The sequence below is a fragment of the Streptomyces paromomycinus genome (assembly GCF_003865155.1).
In the GTDB taxonomy this organism is placed as follows: Bacteria; Actinomycetota; Actinomycetes; order Streptomycetales; family Streptomycetaceae; genus Streptomyces; species Streptomyces chrestomyceticus.
In genome coordinates this window covers 7,729,356-7,753,799 of sequence record NZ_BHZD01000001.1, presented here as the reverse complement: position 1 = coordinate 7,753,799, position 24,444 = coordinate 7,729,356, and the positions used below count along the sequence as shown (strand labels likewise).

Here is a 24,444-nt window from a genome sequence, read left to right as displayed (position 1 = left end):
AAGAAGCCCCACCCGGCGGGCGGGACTTCTCCTGAGGGGGGTGGGGGCGGGGTCAGGCGGCGGAGCCGAAGACGGGCAGGTAGCCCTTGGACTGGCCGTTGGCGGTGGGGTGGTAGGAGTTCTCCACGGGGAGGGTGACACTGTGCAGCCAGGGGGCCGAGGAGCAGATCTCGTGCCCGGCGAAGGTCTTGTTGACGTCCGCGAAGGTGAAGCCGTGGTCGGCGGCGCGCTTGGCGGTGACGGCGTTGATGTCGTCGGCGGCGGCGTTGATCGCCGCGCGGGACTTCTCCGAGAGGCCGACGGAGCAGTTGCCGAGCTTGTAGAAGCGGGGGTAGCCGAGGACGACCACCCGGGCGGCGGGCGCCTTGCCGTCGATGGCGTCGTAGACCTGGTCCAGTTTGCCGGGCAGGGTCTGTCTGACGTAGGCGCGTGCCGTGGCGACGCGGTTCAGACAGGCGGTCTCGCCCTGGAGGACGCAGGTGGTCATGGTGTCGGCGAAGCCCGCGTCGTTGCCGCCGATGGTGATGCTCACCAGGTCGGTGCCGGAGTTGAGCGGGGCGAGCTGGTTGGCCAGCACATCGCCCGTACGGGCGCCGGAACAGGCCGTGAAGTGGTAGGACGCGGGCTTGTGGGCGGCGGCCCAGAGGGCCGGGTACGCCTTGGCGCTGCGCTTGCAGGAGCCGCTGCCGCTGTCGTAGCCGCCCGCCCCCACGCCCGAGGAGTAGGAGTCGCCGAGGGCCACGTAGTCGGTGGCCTTGGGGCGGGGTGCGGACACGGCGGCGCTCGCGCCGGAGAGCGCGAGCGCCGTGGTGACGAGGAACGCGGACGCCGTCGCCGCGCGTCGGGACAGTCTCATGGAACCTCCCTGAGCAGGATCTCTGCCACTCCTGATGTAGCAGGACCCATCCGGTACGGGAAGTGTTGACACGCTTTCTCACGATCACGGGTGATCTCGGTGGACGTGTCACGGCATCGGCGTGACGCGTATATGACATACCCACATTCCGACCGGAGGCACACCGGCGTGCCCGGGCCCGCCACCGCGGCGATCGGGCCAGGCCGCCCCGGGCCCCCTCCCCGTCACGTGGCGGCCAGTGCCCAACCACGTGCCGGACATGGCCCGTTCACACCTTCTTCGCGTCTTGACGCCCCCGCGCCCGCTGCGCGACATTGAAGCCCGGCATCAGGCGGTTCTGGGGGGCAAAGCTGCCAATGCACATCAAGACCATCAACGGCAACACACCGGACGGCGGCAGAGCCGCCGGCGACGGGCCCGCGTACGGCGGTCCGGGAGGTGACGGTCCGGGAGGCCCGGAGCCGGGCGGCACCGAGCCGGGCGCGGACGGCCGGGGCGGCGGGCGGCTGCGCGCCGACTCGGCACCCGTACTGGCCGGGGCGGCCGTGGCCGTGGGAGGCGTGGGCGCCTTCCTGGCGCTCGCCGACATCGCCTCGCCGCTGCGCGCGCCCTGCACCCTCTTCTTCCTGGTGCTGGCGCCCGCCGCGGCCGTCGCCACCGCGCTGGGGCGGCTCGACCCGCTCAGCAGGGCCGTCGTCGCGGGGGCCGCGGCCGTCGCGGCGGACCTGCTGGTCGCCCAGGCCATGCTCGCGCTGCACATCTGGTCGGCGCGGGGCGGAGTGGTGGCCGTCGCCGTGCTCAGCGGCATCGTGTTCCTAGGGGTCAGCGTGCGGCGCCGGCACAGCGGCGCCCGTGGACGGGGAAGTCGGACGAACTGACGTGGACATCAGCGTGTACCGCCCGGGTGAACTCAACGGCACCGACCGGGCGGCGTGGAGCGCGGTGCAGTCGCAGGCCCATCTGCTGGGCACACCCCAGCTGGCCAATCCTTTCCTCGCACCCGAGTTCGCCCTCGCCGTCGGACGCTGCCGGCGCGGGGTGCGCATCGCGGTGATCCGGGAGGACGGCGAACCGGCCGCCTTCCTGCCCTTCCAGCGCTCGGCGCTGGGCGTCGGGCGGGCGATCGGGCTGGGTGTCTCCGACGCCCAGGGCCTGGTGCACCGGCCCGGCTTCCAGTGGGACTCCCGCGAACTGCTGCAGGCCTGCGGACTGTCGGTGCTGGAGTTCGACCACCTGGTGGAGGGCCAGAAGCCGTTCGAGACGGTGCCGGTGCACAGCTTCCCCTCCCCCGTCGTCGACCTCGACCAGGGGTACGAGGCGTACCTGACGTGGCTGCTGGCGAACTCCCCGAAGTTCACCCGCCGGACCCGGACCAAGGAGCGCAAACTGGGCCGGGAGGTCGGCCCGGTGCGGTACGTGCACGACGAACGGGACCCGGCGGTGCTGCACCGGCTGCTCGACTGGAAGTCGGCGCAGTACCGCAGGACGGGGCGGAGCGACCGCTTCGCCCACCCCTGGATCGTCCAGCTCGTCGACCAGCTCTTCCACACCCGCAACGGGTCCTTCGCCGGCCTGCTGTCGGTGCTCTACGCGGGCGACACACCGGTCGCCGCGCACTTCGGCATCCGCTCCGAGCGGGTGTTGTCCTGCTGGTTCCCCGCCTACGACCCGGCGTACGCGAAATTCTCACCCGGCCTGGTGCTGCATCTGCACATGGCCGAAGGAGCCGCCGCCGAAGGGATCTCCTACATCGATCTGGGACGCGGTGAAAAACAGTACAAGGACTGCCTCAAGACGCGTGAGCTGACCGTTTCCGAAGGATGGGTGTCACGGCACCGCCATCCGATCGCGCTGTGCCATCGCGCACACCGCGTCCCGGTGCGGGCATTGCGCAACACGGTGGTGTCCCGGCCGGAATTGTTCGGGCCGGCCGATCGCCTCCTCAAACGGATGGGCCGAATCCGGTCGCGCGGCTGATCAATGGACCGCTTCATATCCGCCAATGAACCAGAACGGGATACGAGGTCGAGGTATTGCCATAGAGTCCCAGTCATCAATACCGTCGTACACCACCCGCACCGGCACGTCATGCAAGGCGGCTCTAGGGGAGGGCTCAAGCGCCGCGACAGGGCCCGGGGCGGGGCGCGGTAGGGGGGTGCCGTGTCCGATCTTCACATGCCGAGAACCACCGCCGATCATCGGGACACGTGCCGCGCGGCCGGAAACACGCATGCCAGCTCACCCTGTGCACCCGGCGAAAGATCTTTGCCGTCGTGAACGGGGTGTGAACCCCCCTTTCGAACCGGATACCCATCCGGGCCGCCCGGGGGTGGGCGGCCCACCGGACGAGAGGGAAACAGACTCATGAGTTCATTTCTCCACTCCGCGGAAACGGATCAGAAGCCGTTGACGCCGGTGCGCGCCGAGGGGCAATACCGTCCCGTTTCCTCGCATCTGGCCATAGCTCCGCCGGTCAGTGTCGTCATACCCGCCATGAACGAGGCGGAGAATCTTCCGTACGTCTTCAAGACACTTCCGGAGTGGATACACGAAGTGGTCCTGGTGGACGGGAATTCCACCGACGACACGGTCGCGGTCGCGCGGGAACTGCGGCCGGACGTCAAGGTCGTCGAACAGCGCGGCAAGGGCAAGGGGGATGCCCTGATCAGCGGGTTCGCCGCCTGCACCGGCGACATCATCGTGATGGTCGACGCGGACGGCTCGGCGGACGGCGCCGAGATCGTCAGCTATGTCTCCGCGCTGGTGGGGGGCGCGGACTTCGCCAAGGGCTCGCGGTTCGCCAACGGCGGCGGCACCGACGACATGACGCCGGTGCGCAAGCTGGGCAACCGGGTGCTGACCACCGTGGTCAACGCCAAGTTCGGCGCCCGCTACACCGATCTGTGCTACGGCTACAACGCCTTCTGGCGGCACTGCCTGGACCGGATCGCCCTGGACTGCAACGGGTTCGAGGTCGAGACGCTGATGAACATCCGCGTGGTCAAGGCCGGTCTGAAGGTGCAGGAGATCCCCAGCCACGAGTACAACCGCATCCACGGCGTGAGCAACCTGCGCGCCGTACGGGACGGCTTGCGGGTACTGAAGGTGATACTGCGCGAGCGCAGCACCCGCCACCGGCGCCCCGCCCGCCCCGCCATGATCACGGGAGAGGCGTCTTGAGCGTCCGCGTCTCCGTGGTCGTCTGCGCGTACACCGAGGACCGCTGGGACGACATCCTCGCCGCGGTGGCCTCGGTGCACGGCCAGTCCCATCCGGCCCATGAGCTGCTGCTCGTGGTCGACCACAATCCGGCTCTGCTGGACCGGCTGGGGGAACGTTTCGCGTCACCCGGCCCGTGCGGCCCGGTACGCGTCCTGGCCAACGCCGGTCCGCGCGGCCTGTCCGCCGGGCGCAACACCGGCGTCGCGGAGTCCACCGGTGAGGTGATCGCCTTCCTGGACGACGACGCGGTGGCCGAACGCGACTGGCTGCTGCACTTCGCCGAGGGGTACGCCGACCCCCGGGTGCTGGCCGTCGGCGGCCGGACCGAGCCGGTGTGGGCCTCCGGGCGCCGGCCGGCCTGGTTCCCCGAGGAGTTCGACTGGGTGGTGGGCTGCGCGTACCGGGGGCTGTTCCCCGACGGCACCGGCGGCCCGCACACCGTGCGCGTCCGCAACGTCCTGGGCGGCAACGCCTCCTTCCGCAGGGAGGCGTTCGAGACCGCCGGCGGGTTCGCCACCGGCATCGGCAGAGACGCCGGAAAACGGCCGCTGGGCTGCGAGGAGACCGAGCTGTGCATCCGGCTGGCCCGCGCGGTGCCGGACGCCGTGCTGCTGGTCGACGACCGGTCGGTGATCCACCACCGGGTGCCGCCGGGCCGGGAGCGCTTCGCGTACTTCCGTTCCCGTACGTACGCGGAGGGCCTGTCCAAGGCGCTGGTGACACGCAGCGTGGGCGCGCGGGAAGGGCTGTCGACGGAACGGCGCTACGCGACCCGGGTGCTCCCGGCGGGCGTCGCGCGCGGTGTGCGCGACGCGCTGCTGCGGCGGCCGGGCGGCGCCGGCCGGGCGGGCGCGATCGTCGCGGGGGTGTCCGCCACCGCGTTCGGCTACGCGCTCGGCAGCCTGCGGGCGCGGCGCGACCGGCGGACGGTGGGCCGCAGCGGCTTCGTGGTGGTGCCCGTGCCGGACAGGACGGGAGGTACGGCCCGGGAACCCGCGGGCCCGCACGAACCGGCCGGGGCGACGGCCCCGACGGTCTCCCGGACGGGCGGCGGCGGGTCCGTGACCCCGGGCAATGAGGGGGCGGTGGCGTGAGCACGCCGTGCACGGTGCCGATCCTGATGTACCACGCGATCGCGCACGCGCCCTCGCCGGCCGCGCTGGACCTGTCCGTGACCCCGCAGGCGTTCGCCGAGCAGATGGCCGTACTGGACGACCGCGGCTTCACCCCGCTGACCACGGCAGAGCTGGGGACGGCGTGGCGGGGCGGCCGGCCGCTGCCCGCGCGGCCGGTGCTGATCACCTTCGACGACGGCTACGAGGGCGTGCACCGGCACGCCCTGCCCGTGCTGTCCGGGTACGGTTTCGGGGCCACCCTGTTCGTCTCGACCGGCTGGCTGCGCGGCCCGTACGACACCGGGGGCGCCCTGGACACCATGCTGGACTGGGACCAGACGCGTGAACTGGCCGCCGCCGGCCTGGAGATCGGCGGCCACAGCCACACCCACCCACAGCTGGACCAGGTGTCCGACGACCGCCTGTGGTCCGAGGTCACCCGCTGCAAGCACCTCGTCACTGACGAACTGGGCGCTCCCCCGGTGTCGTTCGCCTACCCCTACGGCCATTCCAGCCGGCGGGTGCGGCGGGCGGTGCGCGGTGCGGGCTTCCGGCAGTCGCTGGCGGTGAACAACGCCCTGGCGGGCCGCTGCCAGGGCCCGTACGCGCTGACCCGGCTGACGGTACGGCGCGACACCGCCACCGAGGAGTTCGCGCGGCTGGTGGAGGGCCGGGCCGTGGGCCGGTACTTCGCCCGGGAGCGGGCACTCACCAAGGGATACGCCGTGGTCCGCAGGGCCCGTCAGGCGGCCAAGGCAGTGGGGAAGGTGCACGGAAGCCGTGTCTGACACGACCACCCGGACCGAGCGGCGTACGGAACGGGAACCGGCCGGGAGCGGGCGACGACGCCTGTTCGGCGGCCTGGGACCCGGCGGTAAGGGCGGCGGGGGCAGCCAGCTGTTCCGCAACGCCTACGCGCTGATGCTGAACACCGGCATCTCCGGCCTGCTCGGCCTGGGGTTCTGGCTGGTCGCGGCCCGGTACTACACGGAGTCCGCGGTCGGCCAGGGCTCGGCGGCCATCGCCGCGATGAAGCTGCTGGCGGGACTGACCTCGCTGACGCTGACCGGCGCGCTGGCCCGCTACATCCCGATCGCGGGCCGGTCCACCGGGCGGCTGGTCCTGCGTACGTACCTGGGCAGTTCGGTGGTCGTCGCGCTCGCCGCGACGGTCTTCCTGCTCACGCTGAACCTCTGGGGGCCGTCGTACCGGTTCCTGCACGGGCCGCTGCACGGGCTCGGATTCATCGTCGCCGTGATCGCCTGGTCGGTGCTGACCCTCCAGGACGGGGTGCTGACCGGGCTGCGCAGCGCGCTGTGGGTGCCGGTCGGCAACCTGGTGTTCTCCACGGTCAAGCTGGGGCTGCTGATCGCGTTCGCCGCGGCGATCCCGACGGCGGGCGTCTTCGTCTCGTGGGTCGCCGCCATCGGGGTGTCCGTGCTGCCGCTGGGCTGGCTGGTGTTCCGGCGGCTGGTGCCCCGGCACGTCAAGGCCACCGAACGCACCGCCCGGCCGCCGTCGCTGCGTGAGATGGGCCGCTTCCTGGCCGGCGACTACACCGGCTCGCTGTTCTCGCTGGCCGTCGTCTACCTGGTGCCGGTGCTGGTCGCCTCCCAGGTCAGCTCCGCCGACAACGCGTACTTCTACATCACCACCACCATCGGCGGCACGGTCAACCTGCTCGCCATCAACATGGGCGCCTCGCTGACCGTGGAGGGCTCGCACGACCCGGCCCGGCTGGCCGAGAACACCCGGGCCGCGCTGCGCCGGATGGCCCGGATCATGATTCCGGTCTGCCTCTTCCTCTTCGTGTGCGCGCCGTACATCCTCGCCGTCTTCGGCCAGGGGTACGCGGACGCCGCCACCCCGCTGCTGCGCCTGTTCGCGGTGGGCGCGGCGCTGCGCGTCGTGATGGAGGTCTACTTCGCGGTGCTGCGCGCCCAGAGCCGTACGTCCGGACTGGCGTACATGCAGGGCCTGCTGTGCGCCCTGGTGCTCGGCCTGACGGTGCTGCTGCTGCCGCGGATGGGGCTGACCGGCGCGGGCGTCGCGGAGATCTCCAGCCTGGCGGTGATCGTCTCGATCGCGTCCGTCAAGCTGTACCGCATCCTCAAGGGGCACCCCTCCGCGCCGCTGACGCGGGCGCCCGCCGAAGGGCTGGCACCGGACGGGGACCTGGCGGACCTGGCGGTCAACGGCGACCTGGGGGACGCGCGCACGCCCGGCCCGGACGCCACCGCACCGCTGATGCCGGACCGCACGCGGGAGCCGGCGGACGGCGCGGACGGCGCGGTGCCGCACCGGCCCAGCTGGGCGCAGCGGGCGCTGCGGGACGTGGACACCGTGCCGCTGGGGCTGCACGTGGACTTCGAGCACATGGAACGCCGGCCCGACGTCCGGCCGCCGGCGCCGTCCTGGGCGCAGGACGACGGGGGCGGCGGTACAGGGCGGCCGGTGCCTCCGGCGCCTGCCGGGCCGGTCGCGCCCGCCGCGCCCGCCGCGCCCGCCGCGCCCACGAAGATGTACCGGGCGGAACCGGCCGCGGCGCCGACGGAGGACGAGCCGCTGCCGGACCGCTCCGTCCCGGCCCAGGACGCACCCACCCCCCGACGCACCGCCTCCGCTTCCCTCAAGGCCAGGCTCACGGCCCCCGGCCCGCTCGGCACCCGCCTCACGGCCCGGCTGAGCGACCGCCCCGACCTCGGCATCTGGGCGCTGCTGGGCGCCGCCCTCCTGCTGTTCTGGCTGCCGCTGCGCGGCATGAACGACGCCGACCTGGACCGGATGGGCGGGCTCGGCCTGATCAGCGTGCTGCCCGCGGCGACCCTGCTGGGCGCCGTCCTGCTCGTACTGGCCTTCGCCTCGGCCCTGTGGCTGTCCCGGCCCCGGCGTGCCCTGCTGGCGGCCGTACTGATCCTGACCGTGGTGGCCCTGCACGCGCTGCCCGCCGTCCTGGAGGCCGAGCCGCGCTTCCCGACGGCCTGGCAGCACCTGGGCTTCCTGGACTACATCGACCGGACCGGCACCGCCGTGCCCGACCTGGACGCGCGCTGGAGCTGGCCCGGATTCTTCGCGGCGGCACAGTTCCTCGCCGAGGCGTGCGGCGTCACGGACTTCACCGAGGTGCTGCGCTGGTGGCCGCTGACGATCCAATTGCTGTACCTGGCTCCGGTGTTCCTGCTGCTGAAGTCCGTACGGGCGGGCTGGCGCGCGAAGTGGAGCGCGGCATGGCTGTTCGCGCTCTGCGGCTGGGTCGGCCAGGACTACTTCTCCCCGCAGGGCTTCACCTACCTGCTGTACCTGGTCTTCGCGGCGATCCTGCTGGTGTGGTTCCGCGACCCGCGGGTGCTGCGCGGCAAGCGCTGGCCCGGCGAGGCGGAGGTCGCGCCGGCCGGGCGGGGGCAGCTGGTGGCGCTGCTGGCCGTACTGGCCTTGCTGTTCACCGCGTCCGTGGCGGGCCACCAGCTCACGCCGTTCGTGATGCTGGGCGTACTGACCTTCCTGGTGCTGGTGCGCCGGACGTCGCTGTACGGGCTGCCACTGCTGTTCGGTGTGGTGGTCGTGGTCTGGGTCGGCTTCCTCGCCGAACCGTACTGGTCCGGGCACTTCGACGAACTGTTCGGCGGCGTGGGCGGCATCGGCGGAAATGTCTCCTCGTCCGTCACCGGCCGTATCGGCACCGGCGACAGCGTGCACAAGCTGGTGCTGTACACACGGGTGGCGCTGGCCGGCGGAGTGCTGGCGCTGGCCTGCTGGGGCGTGCTGCGGCGGCGCGCCGCCGGGTTCTCCGAACGGTCGCTGCTGGTGCTGACCTTCGTGCCGTTCCTCGCCTTCGGGATGCAGTCCTACGGCGGCGAGATGGCGCTGCGGGTGTTCATGTTCGCGCTGCCCGGCGCCTGTGTCCTCGGCGCGCTCGCGCTGTTCCCGCGCGCCGCCGGCACCCGCCGCGGCCTGGGCCCGCTCGCCGCCCTGCTGACCGGCGTGGTGCTGATGACCGGCTTCCTGGTGGCACGCTGGGGCAACGAACCGTTCGAGCGCGTCCGGCCGGGCGAGGTCGCCGCGATGGACTACGTCTACGCGCACGACCGGCCCACGGCACGGCTGCTCTGGCCGTCCAACGACACGGTCAACGACGTCACCCCGGCCATACCGTGGGGCGCGAGGGACATGGAACGGGTGCAGTACGTCCCCGTCCTCGCCCCGCGGGACCCGGTGCTGACCGACTCGGTCGTCGACGCGCTGCGCGACGCCGGGCCGCACTCCTACTTCATGGTCAACCGCGCCCAGGCGGAGTCGCTGCGCCTGGGCTCGGGGTACGCCGCCACCTGGGAGCAGCGGCTGCGTACCGCCCTGGACCAGCGCCCGGAACTGCGGCGCGTGCTGAGCAACGCGCACGCGGCGCTGTACGAGCTGAAACAGCAGCCGCCGGGGCCGGTGGACGAGCCGGCCCCCGGCCCGGTCGGGCCGCGCATCACGTGGACGTCGTGGTCGGTCGTCGGCGCGCTGGCGGCCGGTGCGCTGATCCTGCTGCTCGGGGCCCGTGAGGTGGTGCGGGTGGCGGTGCGGCCGAGCGTGCGCAAGCTGCGCTGGATGCAGAGTTCCTTCTGGTTCACCCTGCCGCTGCTGCTGGTGTTCCTGGTCTCTCTCGTGCAGCGGTTCGTGACGATGTCGTGAGCGTCAGCGCTTCAGCCACTGGATACCGTACGCGTCCAGGGTGACGGGCTTGCCGCCCACCGTCGTCCGGACGGGACGGTCACGGACGTTGACGACCAGGACGTCCTCGTCGTCGGCCAGGACGCGGACGTCCGCCCGGCCGGCCGCGGCCATGTCGACCCGCTCGTAGGACGTACCGGGCGGGAACGCGCGGGAGAAGCGGGACAGCAGGTCCATCATGGGCAGCCTGCTGCCGCCGTCCCGGAGTTCGGTGCTGCGCCACAGGCAGCCGGGGCAGTCGGCGCCCTCGTTCTGCGGGTTCCAGTAGAAGCCGCTGGTGGCGCCGCCCTCGGCCATGGAGATCAGCGCGCTCGCCTGGGTGGCGGTGCGGCGCGGCTCGCTCCAGCCGCGGCGGTCGTCGTTGCGGTCGGGGACCTCGACGTACCACTCCGCCCACCACAGCGGCAGGCCGGTCGTCTGCCGCAGCCAGCGCCCGACGTCGGCGAACTTGCGGGTGGCGGTGAACGCGTCGGGCACGTACCGGTCGTCCTTGGTGTAGCTGGAGCCGTCGACGACGACGAAGTCCGCGCCCGCCTTGTGCTCGTTCCAGTACTCGACGGCGTCGACGGTGCGCCGGTCCAGGCTGCCCCACGGGCCCTTGACGTCGGAGGCGTAGGTGTCGTCGCCGGGCGCGTAGCTGTCCATGACCGTGTACGGGCCGCCCACCAGGTTGTTCTTGTCGGCCTTCTTCAGCTCCCGGTAGACCATGTTGTACAGGCGGGTGTAGCCCTCGTGGTCCCAGCGGTTGCGTGCCTCGTCGAAGAAGCCCTTCAGCTCGTTCCAGACGATGAAGTGCCGGATGTCCGGGTAGCGGCGGGCGATCGTGCCGGCCAGCGCGGCGAAGTCCGCGTAGTGCTCCGGGCTCGGCGCCTTCTCCAGCTCGCTCCAGTCCGTCTCGCCCGCCCGGCCGCCCTTCATCCAGTCCGGGGCGCAGCACAGCGTCAGTACGGGCGTGCCGCCGGTCCGGCGGATCAGGTCGACGCGGCTGTCCAGTTCCTTGAAGTCGTACTTCCCCGGGCTCGGTTCGGGGTTCTGCGCGCCCCAGCCCATGACGTGCTGGTTCTGCGGCATCGGATCGGCGGACAGCAGCCGGTCGGCGCTCGCGGTGGCCGGCTCCTCGCCGCGGTCCGCGCTGTACTCGGTGTGCGTGAAGCCCCAGCCGACCTGTGCGGCGGGCGAACCGGCGGCCCGCCGGACGCCGCCGTCCTCCGGCGGGAACCCGCACATCGCCAGCGCCATGGCCAGCACCGCCACGCCCATCGCGAGCAGGGCGGTGGCCCGGGACCGGTTGCGGAACCTGCGGCCCCGCCCGCCGTCCGCCGGGTGCGGCGGCCGCGCCGCTCCCGTACCGCCGTGCCGGCCCCCACCGTGACGTTCCCCATGACGTCCCACAACGGGCCAGCCTAGCCAGCTTCGCGGGCCGGACGGCCGGTTTCCCGGGAAGTGCGCAAGGCCGGTCCGCCTGCGGCCGGACTTCTCGAAGAAAGAGCCGTTGACAGGGGAAATTCCGTGTACGCGGCGGGCGCTGTTGCCGGATCATGGTGGTCATGTGTGCCGACCGCGTCCAGCCGTCCCCCGCCGAGGAGTCCCTCCCGATCCGTCTGAACATGGACGACAGCGATTCGCCGTCCGATGTCGTCGACGCCCTGTTCCTCGGGCGGTTCGCCAGCGGCGAGCAGCCGTACGCGCGCAGCCGCTCGGTCGACCGGGTCAAATCCGGTCTGACGCTGCTGCCGCCCGGCGCCAAGGTGCTGCGCTCGGCCCGTGACGAGGACCGCAGCGCGACCCTCGCCGAGGGCGACGGCTTCACCCTGCTGGTGTCGCGGTGGAACCGCGGCGCGGACGTGACCGTCACGGCCACCACCGACGAACTGGCCCAGAAGGTGCTGGGCCAGTCCGCCGACGGCGCGGAGGACGAGCCGGAGCCGCAGCCGGAGAACGTCTCGATGGGATTCTGGTACCTCTCCCCCCGGCGCGGTCCGCACCGCACGACCCGGCAGATCTCCGCCGGCACGTGGGACGAGATCCGCCCCAACTACACCGCGCCGGTGGCCGAGGCCCTCGACCGGCTGATGAAGGTCGCGCCGGAGGAGATCTCCGGACGGCTGCTGTTGCTGCACGGGCCGCCCGGTACGGGCAAGACCTCCGCGCTGCGCACCCTGGCCCGCTCCTGGCGCGACTGGTGCCAGGTCGACTGCGTCCTGGACCCGGAACGCCTCTTCAACGACATCGGCTACCTGATGGACATCGCCATCGGCGAGGACGACGCGGCGGGCAAGGGCCGCTGGCGGCTGCTCCTGCTGGAGGACTGCGACGAACTGATCCGCGGCGAGGCGAAGCACACGGCGGGGCAGGCGCTGTCCCGGTTGCTGAACCTGACGGACGGGCTGCTGGGCCAGGGCCGCAACGTCCTGGTCGGCGTGACGACCAACGAGGACCTGGAGCGGATGCATCCCGCGGTGGTACGGCCCGGCCGCTGCATGGCCCGGATCGAGGTGGGCCCGCTGAACCGGTCCGAAGCGGTGCGCTGGCTGGGCAAGGAGGACGGCATCGGCCGGGACGGGGCGACCCTGGCGGAGCTGTACGCGCTGCGCCGCGGCACCGGCCCCGCCGCGGTACCGGCGCAGGACTCGGGCGCGGACGCGGGGCTGTATCTGTAGCGGCGGGGGCGCCGGCCGGGCGGCCGGTCGGCTGACCTGCCCGTCAGCCGATCTGCCCGTCGGCCGATCTGCCCAAAGCCCGGCGGCGCCGCGCGGCGGAGAGGACGATGGGAGCCTCGGCTGAGGGGAGAGGTTCCGGCATGAGTCAAGGAAGGCCGCGCGGCGGACCGGTCGGCTTGGACCCGCGCCATGTCGGCGTGCTGCTGTGCCGGTGCGGCCAGGAGACGGTGAAGCTGCCGGGCCTCGACGAGGGGCTGTGTCTGCGCTGCTACGGGGCGGAACGGTCGGCGTACGAGCGGCGGATGGCCAACGGCAACCACCGCGGCGTGGCCGCCGACGTCGCGGGCGACACCTGTATGGCGTGCGGCGGGGACGACGTGGACGCGGACGGCTGCCTGTGGTGGTGCAACCACTGCCACATCGTCACGCGCGTCGCCTATCCGGCCCCGTACCCCGGCCTTCCCCGGCCCAAGGGCCATCCCGCCTGGCTGCGTTGAGCGACGCGCGGGGCGGGGCGTGCCCAGGTGCCCGTCACGCCGTGCTCTGCTCGTACGCCCGCTGGTCCCCGGGCTGTTCCCGTACGAGGCAGAAGGGGTGCCCCGCCGGGTCGGCGTAGACCCGGAAGCCGTGCGGGCCGTCGCCGTGGGTGGTGTCGAGCAGGGTGCCGCCCGCGTCGAGCACCTGCCGGTGCGCGGCTTCCAGGTCGTGCACGCCGAGGTCCAGGTGGGACTGCTGGGGGTGCTCCGGGTCCGGCCAGCGGGGCGGGCGGTGGCCGGGGGCGCGCTGGAAGGCGAGGACCGTGCCGCTTTCGGTGTGCAGGGTGGTCCAGTCGTCGTCGGTGGTCCAGAGCGGGGTCGGGCGGTTGATCTCGCCGCCGAGCAGCTCGGCGTAGAAGCGGGCGAGCCGCATCGGGTCGGGGCAGTCCAGGGCGGTGCACTGGACGCGGGCGAGGGCGGTCATACGTCGTCTCCGTAGGCCGCGCGCAGGGCGTCCGTGACGGCGGTGCGGGCGGCGGCGTGGTCCAGGCCGAGGCGGCGGGCGCGCCGGGCGTAGGAGGCGGCGGCCGCCGCGGCTTCCTTGTCGGCGGCCTCGCCGGCCGCCGCGACGAAGGTGCCGTTGCGTCCCCGCGTCTCGATCACGCCGTCCGTCTCCAGGGCCCGGTACGCCTTGGCGACGGTGTTGGCGGCCAGCCCGAGCTGTTCGGCGAGGCCGCGTACGGTGGGCAGTTTGCGGCCGACCGGCAGCCCGCCGGCCCGGGCCTGACCGGCGATCTGGGCCCGGACCTGTTCGAACGGCGCGTCCGCCGCGTCCGGGTCGATGGTCAGCCGCAGGGGCGGCGCTTGCTGGACTGCCACGGTGGCGCTCCTGGTACGGGGGTTGCGAGAGACGCAGGGGTGGGTCGCCCCCATTGTGCGCCAGCGGCACCCGCCGTGTCCGCAGGGCCGCACATGTCGTGCCGGGACGCGCACCGGGGCGCGGCTTGCGGGCGCCGTTCCGGCCCCGGCCGTGCGGTGGTGTCCCGCCCGGCGATATTCGGAGGCGGCATCCGGGCGGTGGGCGTACCGTCCCGCTGATGACTGTCACTGTGCGGCCCTTCCACCGCTCCGATGCCCGGGACGTCAGCGAGCTACGGCGCCGGGTGCTGTCCTACTGCATCTCGACCCCGCAGTCCGTCGCCTGGGAAGTCGCCGAGGCGCCTGCCGCCCGGCGGTTGCGGGTGTTCGTCGCCGAGGCCGGCGGCCGGATCGTCGGCGTCGTCAAGGCGAGCGTCCGGCACGACAGCAGTACGGCCGGGCAGGGCGTCGTCGCGCTGCTGGTGGACCGGGGACACCGCGGGCTGGGCGCGGGCCGCGCCCTGCTCGACGTGGCGGAGGACCACCTGGCGGGCCACGGTGTCACCCGTCTGCACGCCTACCCGCAGGACGACCCCCGTTCGCTGGCCTTCGCCGAACGCCGCGGTTACCGCCGCCTGCGCCTGGCCCGCTACCTCCGCCTCGACCTCGTCCACGCCGTCCTGCCGCCGCTGCCCGCGAGCCTGCCGCCCGGTACGGAGCTGTGTACCGCCGCCGACTTCGGTGCCGATCCCCGCCCGCTGTTCGCGGCGGACGCCGAGGTCACGGCGGACGAGCCGGACGACCTGACCGTCGACGCGATGACGTACGAGGACTGGATCGTGCACACCTGGGAGCAGCCGGACATCGATCTGGACCTGACGACGGTGGTGACGGTCGACGGTGAGATCGCCTCGTTCAGCCTGGCCGGCACGGACGGGCAGGGGCGCTACGGCTCGCAGATGACCGGCACCCGCCGCGCCCACCGGGGCCGGGGGCTGGCCGGACTCGCCAAGACCGACTCCCTGCGCCGGGCCCGGGACGCCTGCTGCACGGAGGCGTTCACGTCCAACGACGCCGAGAACGCCCCGATGCTCGCCGTCAACGCCGCGCTGGGCTACCGGCCGTTCGCCGCCGAGTGGCACTGCGTCAGGGACCTGTCGCACCCGTAGGGTGCCCGGCGCCGACGGGGCCGACGTCTTCCGGAACCCGAAACCTGTCAGGAACCGAACAACTCTGGGCGCACTCCTGTTGGCGCGGAACAAGTTCCGCGGGAAAGTGCCAGATTCCCTGGCGGGCCCGGTCGCCTGCGTAGCCTCCTCGTCACCCGCAAAGCCGGGTGCGCCGACCGGCGCGGCAGGAGAGGAGTTCGGGTGCCCGGTATCGAGGTGTGCCTGCTGGAGGCCATGAGCGTGCCCGGGGCGCGGGGCGCCGCGCTCGTGGACTGGACGTGCGGGTTCGCGCTGGAGTCGGTCGGTGAGCGGGCCCCGGGCGGGGCCGAGACGGCCGCCGCCGAAGCGGCCGAACTGGCCCGGCTGGTGATGGGGGCCGCCGTCTTCGCCGAGAACGCGGCCCCGGTGCCCGCCCTGCCGGTCGAGGACCTGATCGTCACCACCCGCAGCGGATACCACCTGGTGCGCTTCGTGGACCCCGGGGCGGGCCACAGCGTGCTCCTGCACCTCTGGCTCGACCGTACCTCCGGCAACCTCGCACTGGCCCGTCTCCGCCTGGAGGGCGTCGCCGGACAGCTGGCCCTGGCATGAGCACCGCACCGCCGGTGGCACCGACGCCCCTGACCCGGCGCCCCTCGATGCTGTCGCGCCTGGCCGAGGCGCACGCCACCGGCGCGCTCCAGTGCGGCCCCGGCACGCTCTACCTGGTAAGTGGTCGCGTCGTGCATGCCGAGAGCCCGGCCTCCCCCGGGCTGGAGGTGCTGCTCACCACGGGCAGACGGGTGCCGCGCGCCGTGTGGGACGAGGCGCTCGAACGGGCGGGGGTTCCCGACCACGTGCCCTGCCGCCTGGTCAAGGAGGGCTTGCTGTCCCCGGGTCAGGCCGAGGTGTGGTGGCTGACCGCGCTCTTCGACGCGGCGTTCTTCGCCCTGGCCCCGCGCAGCGGCCCGACGCGTTTCCAGCACGGCTTCGTACGGGAGGGCGGCGGCCGGCAGCGCTCCGTGGCGGCGGACCGGGTACTTCGGGAGACCCGTCGGCGCAGGCGGCTGCTGGACGGGCGATGGCCGGGACCGGAGATCGACACCGCGCCCGTCCTGCGCCGGCCGGCGGCGGGCCCCGGAGTGCCGGTGCGTCTGGCAGCCGTGCTGGCCCTCGCCGACGGGACGCGCACCCCCGCCGCCATCGCCCGTGAACTGGGGCGGCCGGCCTTCCACGTACTCCTGGAGGTGCGGCGTCTCGCGGTGGCGGGCCTGCTCGTCCTCCGCTCCTGCGATCCGCCGTCCGACGACCGCCCGTCCGGCCACCCGGGCGGCGGGCGCCCGCCGGTACCGGGCCCCCCGGATCCGCCCGACGTCGCCCTGCTGCGGCGCGTCCGTGACGCACTGGAGGCCCGTCTGTGAAGTCACCCCGCTCCGTCTTCGGCGGTGCACCGCCGTGAAGCGTGCAGCGCGTCGCCTCTTCGGAAGGAAGCACGTCATGGCGACAGAGGCCGAGCTCACCGGTGAGCTGGAGCGACTGCGGGCCTGCGTCGCCCAGGTGACCGGAGCGCTGGTCGTGGACGACGACGGCCGGGTACTGGCCAGGGACGTCTCCGGCACCGTCCAGCATCCCCTGGGGCCCCGCACCGCGGACGCGCTGCGGGCCGCCCTGCACCTGGCCGCGGCGGCCGGGCACGGCACCGCCCACGAACTCCTGGTCCGCGCGGACCACGGCTGGGTGGGTGCCTACACCGCGGGCCCCTCGGCCGCGCTGGCCCTGGTGACCGCGCCGCAGGCCAACGTCGGCCGGCTGCGCCTGGAAGCGCGCCGGTCCAGCACCCGCATCAGCGCGCTGATCGAAGGCGCTCCGGGACCACAGGAGAACACCCGACCATGAACCGGACCACCCCCCGCTCCCCGCACGGACGAAAGGCACGGACAACTCCCATGATCAACACAGAGACGGCCCTCAAGGAAGCGATGACCGGCATAGAAGGCGCCCTGGGCGTGGCCCTGGTCGACTACGGAAGCGGCATGGCGCTCGGCACCCTGGGCGGCGGCAAGGACCTGGACCTGTCCGTCGCCACGGCCGGCAACACCGACGTCGTGCGGGCCAAGGTGCGCACCATGGAGATGCTCGGCCTCAAGGACGAGATCGAGGACATCCTGATCACCCTCGGCACCCAGTACCACCTCATCCGGCTGCTGAAGTCCCGTAACAACAGCGGCCTGTTCCTCTATCTGGCGCTCGACAAGGGGCGGTCCAACCTCGCCATGGCCCGGCACCAGCTCCGGCGCATCGAAGGCGAACTGGACATCTGACCCGGTCAGGGGCGGCGCCGGGCACGGGCAGCGGCGCCGCCCCGCGGACCTGGGACGGCCGGGCCGCCCGCGTGGTGGAAGGCGGGCGGCGGGTGCATCAGGAAGCCGTGGTGCGAGATGTTCCAGGCGTAGGCGCCGGCCAGCGCGAAGGCGACCCGGTCACCGGCGCGCAGGTGGGCGACCGGGACCCGGCGCGCCAGTACGTCCTTGGGGGTGCACAGCTGCCCGGCGAGGGTGACCTCCTGCCCGTGTGCGCCCGGGCGTGGCCAGGGGCGGGTCCACTCCTCGACGGGCAGGACGACGAAGGGGTGGTCGTGTCCCTTGGCCACCGGGGTGCGCAGGTGGTGGGTGCCTCCGCGCAGTACGGCGAAGGCTTCGCCGTGGCTGTGCTTGACGTCCAGGACCTCGGTCACGTACCAGCCGCAGTAGGCGGTCAGCGCCCGGCCCGGCTCGATGCGCAGGGTGAACTCGGGGTAGCGGTCGGCCAGCTCGGCGAGCCCGGTGCCGTACTCCGCCCAGTCGAAGCGGGTGTCCGGGCGCGTGTAGTCGACCGCCATGCCGCCGCCGAGGCCGACCTCGCACAGGGAGTGGCCGTGCCGGGCGGCGAAGTGCCGGGCCCATTCGGTGATGCGGGCGGCGAGGGCGAGCTGGGCGGGCGCGTCCAGGCCGCTGGCCAGATGGGCGTGGATGCCGCGCAGCCGTAGCGGCCCTTCGCAGAGCAGCGGCAGGCAGTGTTCCGCGCGCGCCGGGTCGAGGCCGAAGGGGGTGGCCCGGCCGCCCATCGCGAGGGCGGCGCCTGCCGTCACGCCCGCGCCGAGCGGCAGGTTGACGCGGAGGAGCACGTCGGCGGTCCGGCCGGTCTCCCCGGCGAGGGCGGAGAGCATCCGCAGTTCGTGCTCGCTCTCCAGGTGGAAGCGTTCGACACCCAGGTCGAGGGCGGCGCGCAGTTCCGCCTCGGTCTTGCCCGGTCCGCCGAAGGCCAGCGGCAGTGCGGCCACGGCCGCGCGGACGTGGGCGGCCTCGCCCGCCGAGGAGACCTCGCAGCCGTCGGTGTACGGGGCCAGGGTCCGCAGCAGATGCGGGTCCGGGTTGGCCTTGGCCGCGTAGTACAGCTCGACGGCGGGCGGCAGCGCGGCCCGTACGGCGGCCGCGTGGGCGTCCAGGTCGGCCAAGTCGTAGACGTAGGCGGGCAGCGGGCCGTCGAGTGCGCCGCCGGGGCCCGGGTGTCCGGCCGTGAGGAGGTCCACCTGGCGCGCGGCCAGCTCGGTGATCATGAGGTGCTCCGGGGACGGGGGAAGGCGGCCCGGGATGCGGCGCGCGTGCGGGGCGCTGCCAGGCCGTCGGACACCGTACCGTTCGCCGTGCCGCTCACCGTGCCGGGGCCGACGGGCGAGGTGAGGTGGACGTACCCCGCCTCCCGGTCCGCCGCTCGCCCCCACCGCGTCAGCAGGTTGGCCTTGGCGGGCAGCGGCGCGCCGGCCAGCAGGGCACGCAGTTCGGCCGGTTCGCCGTGTGCGGCGCTCCGTTCGCGCAGCACTCCGCGTACGGCGCGCCACAGTTCGCCCTCCAGCCCCGGGTGCCGGTCGGCGACGGCGGCGGCCGTCTCGGAGAGGTGGTTGACCAGCAGGCAGTAGACGACCCGGTCCCAGCCGCGCCGCGGTGCGTAGACCAGGGGCCGGGCCACGTCCCGCGGCAGGCTGTCGAGGAACGCGGTGTGCGGGCCGGGCAGCAGCTTGGTGCCCTCCAGGTCGCGGAAGAGTGCCTGGACGGGCATGCCGAGGGCGTCGACGCCGAGGACGACGTTCTGGAGGTGCGGTTCGAGGACCACGCCGTGGTCGAAGTAGGCCGCCAGCACGGGCGGTACGAGCAGCGAGAGGTACGCGTCCCACCAGCCCAGCGCGGCCACCGGGTCGGCACCCCGCAGCAGCTCGCCGAACTGGGCGTCGCTCGAAGGGTGTTCGTCGGCGACGGCGGCGGCCAGCAGCGGGGTGACGCCGGGCCGCAGCCGCGCGTCCAGCCCTTCCCTGACGATGACGCCGAGCCCTTCGGCCAGTTCCCGGTCGCCCACGTCCACGGTGCGGTAGCCGGGCTCCCGCAGCAGGTCGCAGCCGGGGAAGCGGGCGGTGAGGGCGGTGGCGACGGGTTCCAGGTGGCGGGTGAGGGCGACGGCGCCGCGCAGTTCGTAGTCGGCGTTCTTGCGTACGCAGTTGGTGATACGGGTGTTGAGGCTGAACTTGAGGAAGTTCCGGCCGTCGTAGAGCGTGCGGACGGACGCGGTGGGCGCGAAGGAGTCGCCGCGCTCCCCCAGGTCGAGCACGTCGCCGCGCCGTACGGCGTCCCGCAGGGCGGGATGCGCGCGGAGCATGGCGTACTGCCAGGGGTGCGCGGGCAGCAGCCGGTAGCCGTCGGGCACCTCGCCCTGCCGGTCCAGCGCGGTCAGGGCGGCGGGGGCGGCGGCCTCCTCGCGTACCCGGTCGGCGCGTACGGCCAGGTGGCGCAGGGGGAAGCGGGCCCCGGCCTCGGGCGCGTAGCGGGCCCAGTCGGCGGGGCTGCCGGTGCGGGACTTGGGTGTCGGGTGGAAGCGGTGGCCGAACAGCAGCGACTGTTCGGAGCGCAGGTAGCGGGCGTGCGGGCCGGTGCCCCGGCTGCCCGCCCGGCCGGGGGCGGCGGCGTGTTCCAGGGCGGCGGCGACGCCCGCGTGGCTCGACGCGACCTGTGCCCGGAATTCCTCGTTCCGTACGCCCGTACGCAGCTCCAGCTCCCGCTGCGCGCACGCGGCCAGCTCCTCCCAGCCCAGTGCGTGCCAGCCGCCGTCGCGCCACCGCCCGGCCGGGCCGGTGAAGCGGTGCGCCCCGGTGAGCGAGACGCGGCGCAGGCCCACCCGCAGGAGTTCGCCGCAGCGCGGCAGCCGGAGCAGCAGGTGCGTACCGGACACGGCGGTCTGCCGCTCCGGGCCGCAGATCTCGCGCAGCAGGCAGTTCAGGAGGGTGTGGGCGACGGGTTCGTCGGCCGTGAGGGGGACCGTGCGGTCGTCCGTGCCGGTGGTGCGGGAGGGGGCGAGGGGCATTGCGGGGACTCCAACAGGGGTGGGGAGCGGATACCTGGGAGGGGCGGGGCCCGGCCACGAGGGGACGGTGGGGGGTGGGTGTCTTTGGGCCCTTCGGGCCCGGAACCCGTCAGCGGGCCCGGACAGGCGGCATGCCGGGCACCGGGCACGGAGCCGGGGAAGCGGTCACCGGCCCGGTACCAGGTAGTTCGGCCCGGTGACGTAGAACTTGTTGACGTCCGACGCCCCCGACCGGCGTTTCGACAGCAGGCTGCCGGCCGTGACCATGGCCTTGACCGGCAGCCGGTCGGCGTCCAGGACGCGGTGGCGCAGGACGGCGGCGGCAGCTCCGGGGGCGGCCTCCAGCCGGTCGACGGCCTCCGTGAGCCGCGCTCTGAGCTGCCCGAGCAGGACCGGCAGCGGCGCGCGGCCGAGCCGGGCCAGTTCGAAGGCGAGGGCCCCGGCGCACAGGTGGACGGTGATGGTGGCGAAGACGTCGGCCACCGGTGCGTCGCCGCCCACCAGGATGCGCCGGTCGTCGAATCCGCACAGGTCGGCGGCGTCCCCGCCCAGGACGGCGGCCAGCCGTACGGTGTTCACCCGCGGCCCGTCGTTGTCCTTGAGCAGCAGGCGCAGGCGCGGGCGCCCGGCCACCTCGTCCAGGACGAGGGAGGTGTTCTGCTGGTGCGACTCCAGCGCGATGCCGTACGCGAAGAGGGTGGTGTGCCAGTCCAGGAGGAGCGTCAGGTAGGCGTCGAGAAGGGCGAGCAGGTCACCGCCGTAGAAGCGGCGGGCGAGGTCGTCGGCGACGAGTGAGCCGTCCGGCATCCGGGCGGCGAGCGCGGCCAGCGGCACCACCCGGGCGCCGCGCAGCCCGCTGGACCCCCGCAGGCCGCGCAGACTCCGCGCCCCCTTCAGCCCGTCGGCGCTGCCGCACACCGCCGCCGTGCCGCCGCTGCCCTTCGGGAAGCGGCGCACCAGGGTGGCCAGCAGGTCGTGTCCGGCGTCCAGGTGGGTGGTCTCGTCGGCGAGGAGCACGGTCTCGGCGAACCGCGGGTGCCGGTCGACGACGGTCTCCAGCAGCCGTTGGCCCACCGCGCCGTCCACCAGCGTGCCGGGTTTCATGCCGCGCCGGTTGAGGCGGCCCAGGGTGGCGGTGGCGAGCGGGAGTTTGAGGTGGGTGTACGGGTCGTCGGTGACGGCGACGGTCCGCATCGACAGGGTGGGCCGTACCCGCAGCCAGGCGCGGTCGGCGAGCCGCGCGCCGTCTGCGAGGCCGCGGGCGCGCAGCGCTTCGGCCAGTGGTCCGTCGGCGGTGAGCGGGTGGACGGGCAAGGCGAGGTGGCTGCCGTCCAGCCGGGGCAGGCCGAGGTCCCCGGGGGCGGGCCACCAGGCGGGCAGCGCCGCCGGGTCGCCGTTGACGGCCTCGCGCGGGAGGGCCAGCCAGCGCAGCGCGAAGCCGGGGGCGAACTCCGGTGCGTAGGCCCGGATCTGGCCCTCGTCCAGGCCGAGGCGGGCCCGTCCGGTGGGGTAGACGGGGTGGTCGCGGTAGGCGGCGAGCGTGTCGTAGTCGAGCGCGCCGCCGGGGCCGCACCAGGCGCGGTCGCCGTCGTACGCGCCGGCCGCCGCGCCGCGGACTCCGCCGACCGTCGCGCCGTTGTTCCCGCCGTACGCACCGCCACCCGCGTGCGGGCCGAGGCGGGCGATCACCGTCACGCGCTCGGCGGCCTGCATCCGGGCGGTGGCCAGCGCCTGGTGGCACTCGCCGGTGAAGGCGTCGAAACCCGGCCGGTCCTCGGGCGGCACGGCGGTGCGCAGTACGCCCATGATGCCGTCCACCCCGGTCACCCGCGTACCGTCGGCGCGCGCCAGCTCTCCCCTGCGGGCGGCGGTCTCGCACTGGAAGCCGTCGGCCTCGACCGGGACCAGGACCAGGCCGTCCGGGAGGCCCAGCCGCAACCAGTCGCCGTCCGGGCGGCGCACCGTCCCGGCGCGGCGGCGCAGCCCGTACGCGTCCTCGCGCAGCAGCGCGCTCAGCACGCGCCGCATCAGTTCCTCTTCCGCTCCGCCCTCCGGGGCGACTCCTTCCGTCGCCCCCCGCAGTGTGTCCGGTACGCCGTCTCCCGCCACCGCCGTCACGGCACGATCTCCCAACAGTGTGCGGCCAGGAACTCCTGTACGGCCGCGTCGATTCGCCCTTCGTCGCGGCCGGTCGCCCGCAGCACCCCGAGGAAGTCCCGGTTGGTGCGGTACAGCGGGTGCCGCTCGCCCGTCTCACGTAAGGGCCGGTAGTCGAGACGGACGCCGTCCGCCTCCTGCACGTGTGCCTCCGGCGCGGCCTTGAGCGTCCCGTCCCGGTCGGCGCACACGTACTCCATGCGCACCCGCGTGCCGTGCCGCACGGCCAGGGCGTCCGGCAGCGGCTCCCCCAGGTGTGTACGGAGGATCAGCTCGAAGAGCGGGAGGTCCAGGGCTTCGGCGAGGGCGAGGTCGCACCGGTCGCCGATGGCGCGGTAGTTGACCTCGATGATCCGGGCCCGGCCGCCCTGGTCCACGTACTCCGTGTGGCAGGCGCCGAATCCGACGCCCAGCGCGCGTAATTGCTCCAGCACCTGGCCAGTACAGGGGCCGGCCGGTTCGGGGAGCAGGGTCAGCCGCTCCTCGATGAAGTGCGGCGGCGGCGAGATGTCTGTACGGAACGAGGCCAGCGGGTGCAGCACGTGCCCGTCGCCGAGGGTTTCCAGGGTGTGCAGCGGGCCGTCCAGGTACTCCTCCAGGACCAGCGCGGCGCCGGGCCGCCGTGCCCGGATCTCGCCGCACCGCGCGGCCAGTTCCGTCTCGTCCGCCACCAGGAAGACGTCCTCGCTGGCCACCCCTTCGCGCGGCTTGAGCACACAGGGGTAGGGGACGCCGTGCCCGGCCGGGGCGTCGCCCGGCGCCAGTTCGGCGGAGCGGACGGTGTCCAGTCCGGCGGCGGCCAGGCCGCGGCGCAGTTCGGCCTTGTTCTTCGTGCGGAGCGCGGCCCGCCAGTCCTTGCCGGGCAGTGCGAAGTAGTCGGCGGCCAGGGCGGCCTGGACCTGGAGATGGTCACTGTTGGTGAAGACCGCGGCAGGGGCCCCAATCCGACGCGCCTGCGCGGCGGTTCGCGCGATCACGGCGCGGAAGTCCTGCACGTCGCACGGTACGATCTCCAGCCTGCCGGGCAGCGCTCCCGCCGACGGCCCGCCCCCGCGCCGTTCGCGCGCGTACCGCCCGTACGCCGCGTGATGGGCGTCCGGCTGGTCGGTCAGCAGCGTCACGGCGAGGCCGAGGCGGGCCGCGGCCGGCAGGAAGCCTTCCGTGACGGAGTCGGTGGGGTTGCGGGCCAGGAGGACCATGCCCGCGCAGGCGTCGTTCGGGGTTGCGGCCTCGTTCACCCGCGCAAGATTAGGTTAGGCATACCTAACCTTGTCAACTCGCCGCGCGCCACCGCCGTACCGCCCCTTCCCGCACGTCATCGGCATGGTCCACCAGGGGGACGAGAGGCGGGCCGGTTCCCCCGTCCAGGGGGACGAGAGGCGAGCCGGTTCCCGCATCCAGGGGAGCGACACGGCACTTCGGCCGCCTTGAGGGATGAGTGATCGTCACCCCCGGGCCCGATGCCCTGGCGCGCCGGTCCGTGGGGCCGTGCTGCCCGCTCCCCCTTTTCCGCCACCGTCAGGAGAAACCGGGCCTGCGTTCTCCGCGACCGTCGGATTCATCCCGCTGCACGCGGTCTGGGCGCTGGGCGTTCCCCTCTGGGCGGACGAGGAGAAGTTCCGGGAGTGGTACGCGGCCGGCGGCGGCCCCTGTCTGCCCGTCCTCAGCGACCTGGCCCTGTTGGCGGGCATTCTGGCCTTGAGCCCGGTCCGGGCGGCGACGAACCCGGCGGGACCCGTGGGGCTTAATCCGTCCTCACGCCTCCCTTAAGGGGGCCATAAAGATCGTCGGGAACCGGCTTCCGGACCGAAATGCGCTGCTCAGCGGGGCTAGCGTGCTGATCGCACCGCC

21 protein-coding genes are annotated in these 24,444 nt (G+C 73.6%); 13 read left to right on the top strand and 8 right to left on the bottom strand.

The window, feature by feature from the left end:
• Positions 1-52: 52 nt before the first annotated feature.
• Complete coding sequence (locus tag OEIGOIKO_RS33420; RefSeq protein WP_125057165.1) at positions 53-856, bottom strand: SGNH/GDSL hydrolase family protein; 804 nt, start codon at positions 854-856, stop codon at positions 53-55.
• 356 nt (positions 857-1,212) lie between these two features.
• Here OEIGOIKO_RS33420 and OEIGOIKO_RS33415 point away from each other — a divergent pair, with 356 nt between their 5' ends.
• The 6 genes from OEIGOIKO_RS33415 to OEIGOIKO_RS33390 all read left to right on the top strand — a co-directional run bounded on the left by OEIGOIKO_RS33415 (position 1,213) and on the right by OEIGOIKO_RS33390 (position 9,867).
• Positions 1,213-1,734: a hypothetical protein gene (locus OEIGOIKO_RS33415; protein ID WP_246177706.1), complete on the top strand. Its 522-nt coding sequence runs from the start codon at positions 1,213-1,215 to the stop codon at positions 1,732-1,734.
• A gap of 1 nt (position 1,735) precedes the next feature.
• Complete coding sequence (locus OEIGOIKO_RS33410; RefSeq protein ID WP_125057164.1) at positions 1,736-2,833, top strand: GNAT family N-acetyltransferase; 1,098 nt, start codon at positions 1,736-1,738, stop codon at positions 2,831-2,833.
• A gap of 387 nt (positions 2,834-3,220) precedes the next feature.
• Positions 3,221-4,036, top strand: coding sequence for a glycosyltransferase family 2 protein (locus tag OEIGOIKO_RS33405; protein ID WP_125057163.1), 816 nt, complete (start codon positions 3,221-3,223; stop codon positions 4,034-4,036).
• The gene (locus OEIGOIKO_RS33400; RefSeq protein ID WP_125057162.1) at positions 4,033-5,172 is read left to right on the top strand and encodes a glycosyltransferase family 2 protein; all 1,140 of its coding nucleotides are present in this window, start codon (positions 4,033-4,035) and stop codon (positions 5,170-5,172) included. The genes OEIGOIKO_RS33405 and OEIGOIKO_RS33400 overlap by 4 nt, the downstream gene beginning before the upstream one ends.
• 26 nt (positions 5,173-5,198) lie before the next feature.
• Positions 5,199-5,981: a polysaccharide deacetylase family protein gene (locus OEIGOIKO_RS33395; protein WP_125059292.1), complete on the top strand. Its 783-nt coding sequence runs from the start codon at positions 5,199-5,201 to the stop codon at positions 5,979-5,981.
• Entirely contained in the window at positions 5,974-9,867 is a 3,894-nt protein-coding gene (locus tag OEIGOIKO_RS33390; protein WP_125057161.1) for a lipopolysaccharide biosynthesis protein, read from the top strand. Before OEIGOIKO_RS33395 ends, OEIGOIKO_RS33390 begins: the two co-directional genes overlap by 8 nt.
• A gap of 3 nt (positions 9,868-9,870) precedes the next feature.
• Here the strand turns inward: OEIGOIKO_RS33390 and OEIGOIKO_RS33385 are convergent, their stop codons facing one another.
• Positions 9,871-11,298: a glycoside hydrolase family protein gene (locus OEIGOIKO_RS33385; RefSeq protein WP_125057160.1), complete on the bottom strand. Its 1,428-nt coding sequence runs from the start codon at positions 11,296-11,298 to the stop codon at positions 9,871-9,873.
• 155 nt (positions 11,299-11,453) lie between these two features.
• Here OEIGOIKO_RS33385 and OEIGOIKO_RS33380 point away from each other — a divergent pair, with 155 nt between their 5' ends.
• Both OEIGOIKO_RS33380 and OEIGOIKO_RS33375 read left to right on the top strand, forming a co-directional pair.
• Entirely contained in the window at positions 11,454-12,566 is a 1,113-nt protein-coding gene (locus tag OEIGOIKO_RS33380) for a DUF5925 domain-containing protein (protein WP_125057159.1), read from the top strand.
• Positions 12,567-12,706: 140 nt separating this feature from the next.
• Positions 12,707-13,063: a hypothetical protein gene (locus OEIGOIKO_RS33375; protein WP_125057158.1), complete on the top strand. Its 357-nt coding sequence runs from the start codon at positions 12,707-12,709 to the stop codon at positions 13,061-13,063.
• Between the two features lie 34 nt (positions 13,064-13,097).
• Here the strand turns inward: OEIGOIKO_RS33375 and OEIGOIKO_RS33370 are convergent, their stop codons facing one another.
• Together OEIGOIKO_RS33370 and OEIGOIKO_RS33365 are read right to left on the bottom strand one after the other, a co-directional pair.
• On the bottom strand, positions 13,098-13,526 hold the full coding sequence (locus OEIGOIKO_RS33370; RefSeq protein ID WP_125057157.1) for a VOC family protein: 429 nt from the start codon (positions 13,524-13,526) through the stop codon (positions 13,098-13,100).
• Positions 13,523-13,921 carry a GntR family transcriptional regulator gene (locus tag OEIGOIKO_RS33365; protein WP_125047946.1) on the bottom strand — a complete coding sequence of 133 codons (399 nt, stop codon included), beginning with the start codon at positions 13,919-13,921 and terminating at the stop codon, positions 13,523-13,525. The genes OEIGOIKO_RS33370 and OEIGOIKO_RS33365 overlap by 4 nt, the downstream gene beginning before the upstream one ends.
• Positions 13,922-14,139: 218 nt before the next feature.
• Between OEIGOIKO_RS33365 and OEIGOIKO_RS33360 the strand changes: the two genes are divergently transcribed.
• From OEIGOIKO_RS33360 to OEIGOIKO_RS33340, 5 genes are all read left to right on the top strand, one after another.
• Positions 14,140-15,069, top strand: a complete 930-nt coding sequence (locus OEIGOIKO_RS33360; protein ID WP_125057156.1) for a GNAT family N-acetyltransferase — start codon at positions 14,140-14,142, stop codon at positions 15,067-15,069.
• A gap of 201 nt (positions 15,070-15,270) precedes the next feature.
• Entirely contained in the window at positions 15,271-15,660 is a 390-nt protein-coding gene (locus OEIGOIKO_RS33355; protein WP_125057155.1) for a hypothetical protein, read from the top strand.
• Positions 15,657-16,469, top strand: coding sequence for a transcriptional regulator (locus OEIGOIKO_RS33350; RefSeq protein ID WP_246177705.1), 813 nt, complete (start codon positions 15,657-15,659; stop codon positions 16,467-16,469). The genes OEIGOIKO_RS33355 and OEIGOIKO_RS33350 overlap by 4 nt, the downstream gene beginning before the upstream one ends.
• Before the next feature lie 76 nt (positions 16,470-16,545).
• Entirely contained in the window at positions 16,546-16,944 is a 399-nt protein-coding gene (locus OEIGOIKO_RS33345) for a roadblock/LC7 domain-containing protein (protein WP_125057154.1), read from the top strand.
• A 50-nt stretch (positions 16,945-16,994) separates the two neighbouring features.
• Positions 16,995-17,369: a hypothetical protein gene (locus tag OEIGOIKO_RS33340; RefSeq protein ID WP_125057153.1), complete on the top strand. Its 375-nt coding sequence runs from the start codon at positions 16,995-16,997 to the stop codon at positions 17,367-17,369.
• 5 nt (positions 17,370-17,374) lie between these two features.
• Here OEIGOIKO_RS33340 and OEIGOIKO_RS33335 read toward each other — a convergent pair whose 3' ends face one another.
• The 4 genes from OEIGOIKO_RS33335 to OEIGOIKO_RS33320 all read right to left on the bottom strand — a co-directional run bounded on the left by OEIGOIKO_RS33335 (position 17,375) and on the right by OEIGOIKO_RS33320 (position 23,792).
• A complete protein-coding gene (locus tag OEIGOIKO_RS33335; protein WP_246177704.1) occupies positions 17,375-18,643 on the bottom strand; it encodes a type III PLP-dependent enzyme in 1,269 nt (422 codons plus the stop codon).
• Positions 18,640-20,436, bottom strand: a complete 1,797-nt coding sequence (locus OEIGOIKO_RS33330) for an IucA/IucC family protein (protein WP_125057152.1) — start codon at positions 20,434-20,436, stop codon at positions 18,640-18,642. Before OEIGOIKO_RS33330 ends, OEIGOIKO_RS33335 begins: the two co-directional genes overlap by 4 nt.
• Before the next feature lie 165 nt (positions 20,437-20,601).
• On the bottom strand, positions 20,602-22,464 hold the full coding sequence (locus OEIGOIKO_RS33325) for an IucA/IucC family protein (protein WP_125057151.1): 1,863 nt from the start codon (positions 22,462-22,464) through the stop codon (positions 20,602-20,604).
• 86 nt (positions 22,465-22,550) lie between these two features.
• Positions 22,551-23,792, bottom strand: a complete 1,242-nt coding sequence (locus OEIGOIKO_RS33320; RefSeq protein WP_125059286.1) for an ATP-grasp domain-containing protein — start codon at positions 23,790-23,792, stop codon at positions 22,551-22,553.
• Positions 23,793-24,444 lie beyond the last annotated feature (652 nt).

Coding starts and splice junctions, on each gene's coding strand:
- OEIGOIKO_RS33420 (WP_125057165.1), bottom strand. CDS start 856: ATGAGACTGTCCCGACGCGCGGCGACGGCGTCCGCGTTCCTCGTCACC.
- OEIGOIKO_RS33415 (WP_246177706.1), top strand. CDS start 1,213: ATGCACATCAAGACCATCAACGGCAACACACCGGACGGCGGCAGAGCC.
- OEIGOIKO_RS33405 (WP_125057163.1), top strand. CDS start 3,221: ATGAGTTCATTTCTCCACTCCGCGGAAACGGATCAGAAGCCGTTGACG.
- OEIGOIKO_RS33395 (WP_125059292.1), top strand. CDS start 5,199: ATGTACCACGCGATCGCGCACGCGCCCTCGCCGGCCGCGCTGGACCTG.
- OEIGOIKO_RS33380 (WP_125057159.1), top strand. CDS start 11,454: ATGTGTGCCGACCGCGTCCAGCCGTCCCCCGCCGAGGAGTCCCTCCCG.
- OEIGOIKO_RS33375 (WP_125057158.1), top strand. CDS start 12,707: ATGAGTCAAGGAAGGCCGCGCGGCGGACCGGTCGGCTTGGACCCGCGC.
- OEIGOIKO_RS33370 (WP_125057157.1), bottom strand. CDS start 13,526: ATGACCGCCCTCGCCCGCGTCCAGTGCACCGCCCTGGACTGCCCCGAC.
- OEIGOIKO_RS33360 (WP_125057156.1), top strand. CDS start 14,140: ATGACTGTCACTGTGCGGCCCTTCCACCGCTCCGATGCCCGGGACGTC.
- OEIGOIKO_RS33350 (WP_246177705.1), top strand. CDS start 15,657: ATGAGCACCGCACCGCCGGTGGCACCGACGCCCCTGACCCGGCGCCCC.
- OEIGOIKO_RS33345 (WP_125057154.1), top strand. CDS start 16,546: ATGGCGACAGAGGCCGAGCTCACCGGTGAGCTGGAGCGACTGCGGGCC.
- OEIGOIKO_RS33340 (WP_125057153.1), top strand. CDS start 16,995: ATGATCAACACAGAGACGGCCCTCAAGGAAGCGATGACCGGCATAGAA.
- OEIGOIKO_RS33335 (WP_246177704.1), bottom strand. CDS start 18,643: ATGATCACCGAGCTGGCCGCGCGCCAGGTGGACCTCCTCACGGCCGGA.
- OEIGOIKO_RS33330 (WP_125057152.1), bottom strand. CDS start 20,436: ATGCCCCTCGCCCCCTCCCGCACCACCGGCACGGACGACCGCACGGTC.
- OEIGOIKO_RS33325 (WP_125057151.1), bottom strand. CDS start 22,464: ATGCGGCGCGTGCTGAGCGCGCTGCTGCGCGAGGACGCGTACGGGCTG.
- OEIGOIKO_RS33320 (WP_125059286.1), bottom strand. CDS start 23,792: ATGGTCCTCCTGGCCCGCAACCCCACCGACTCCGTCACGGAAGGCTTC.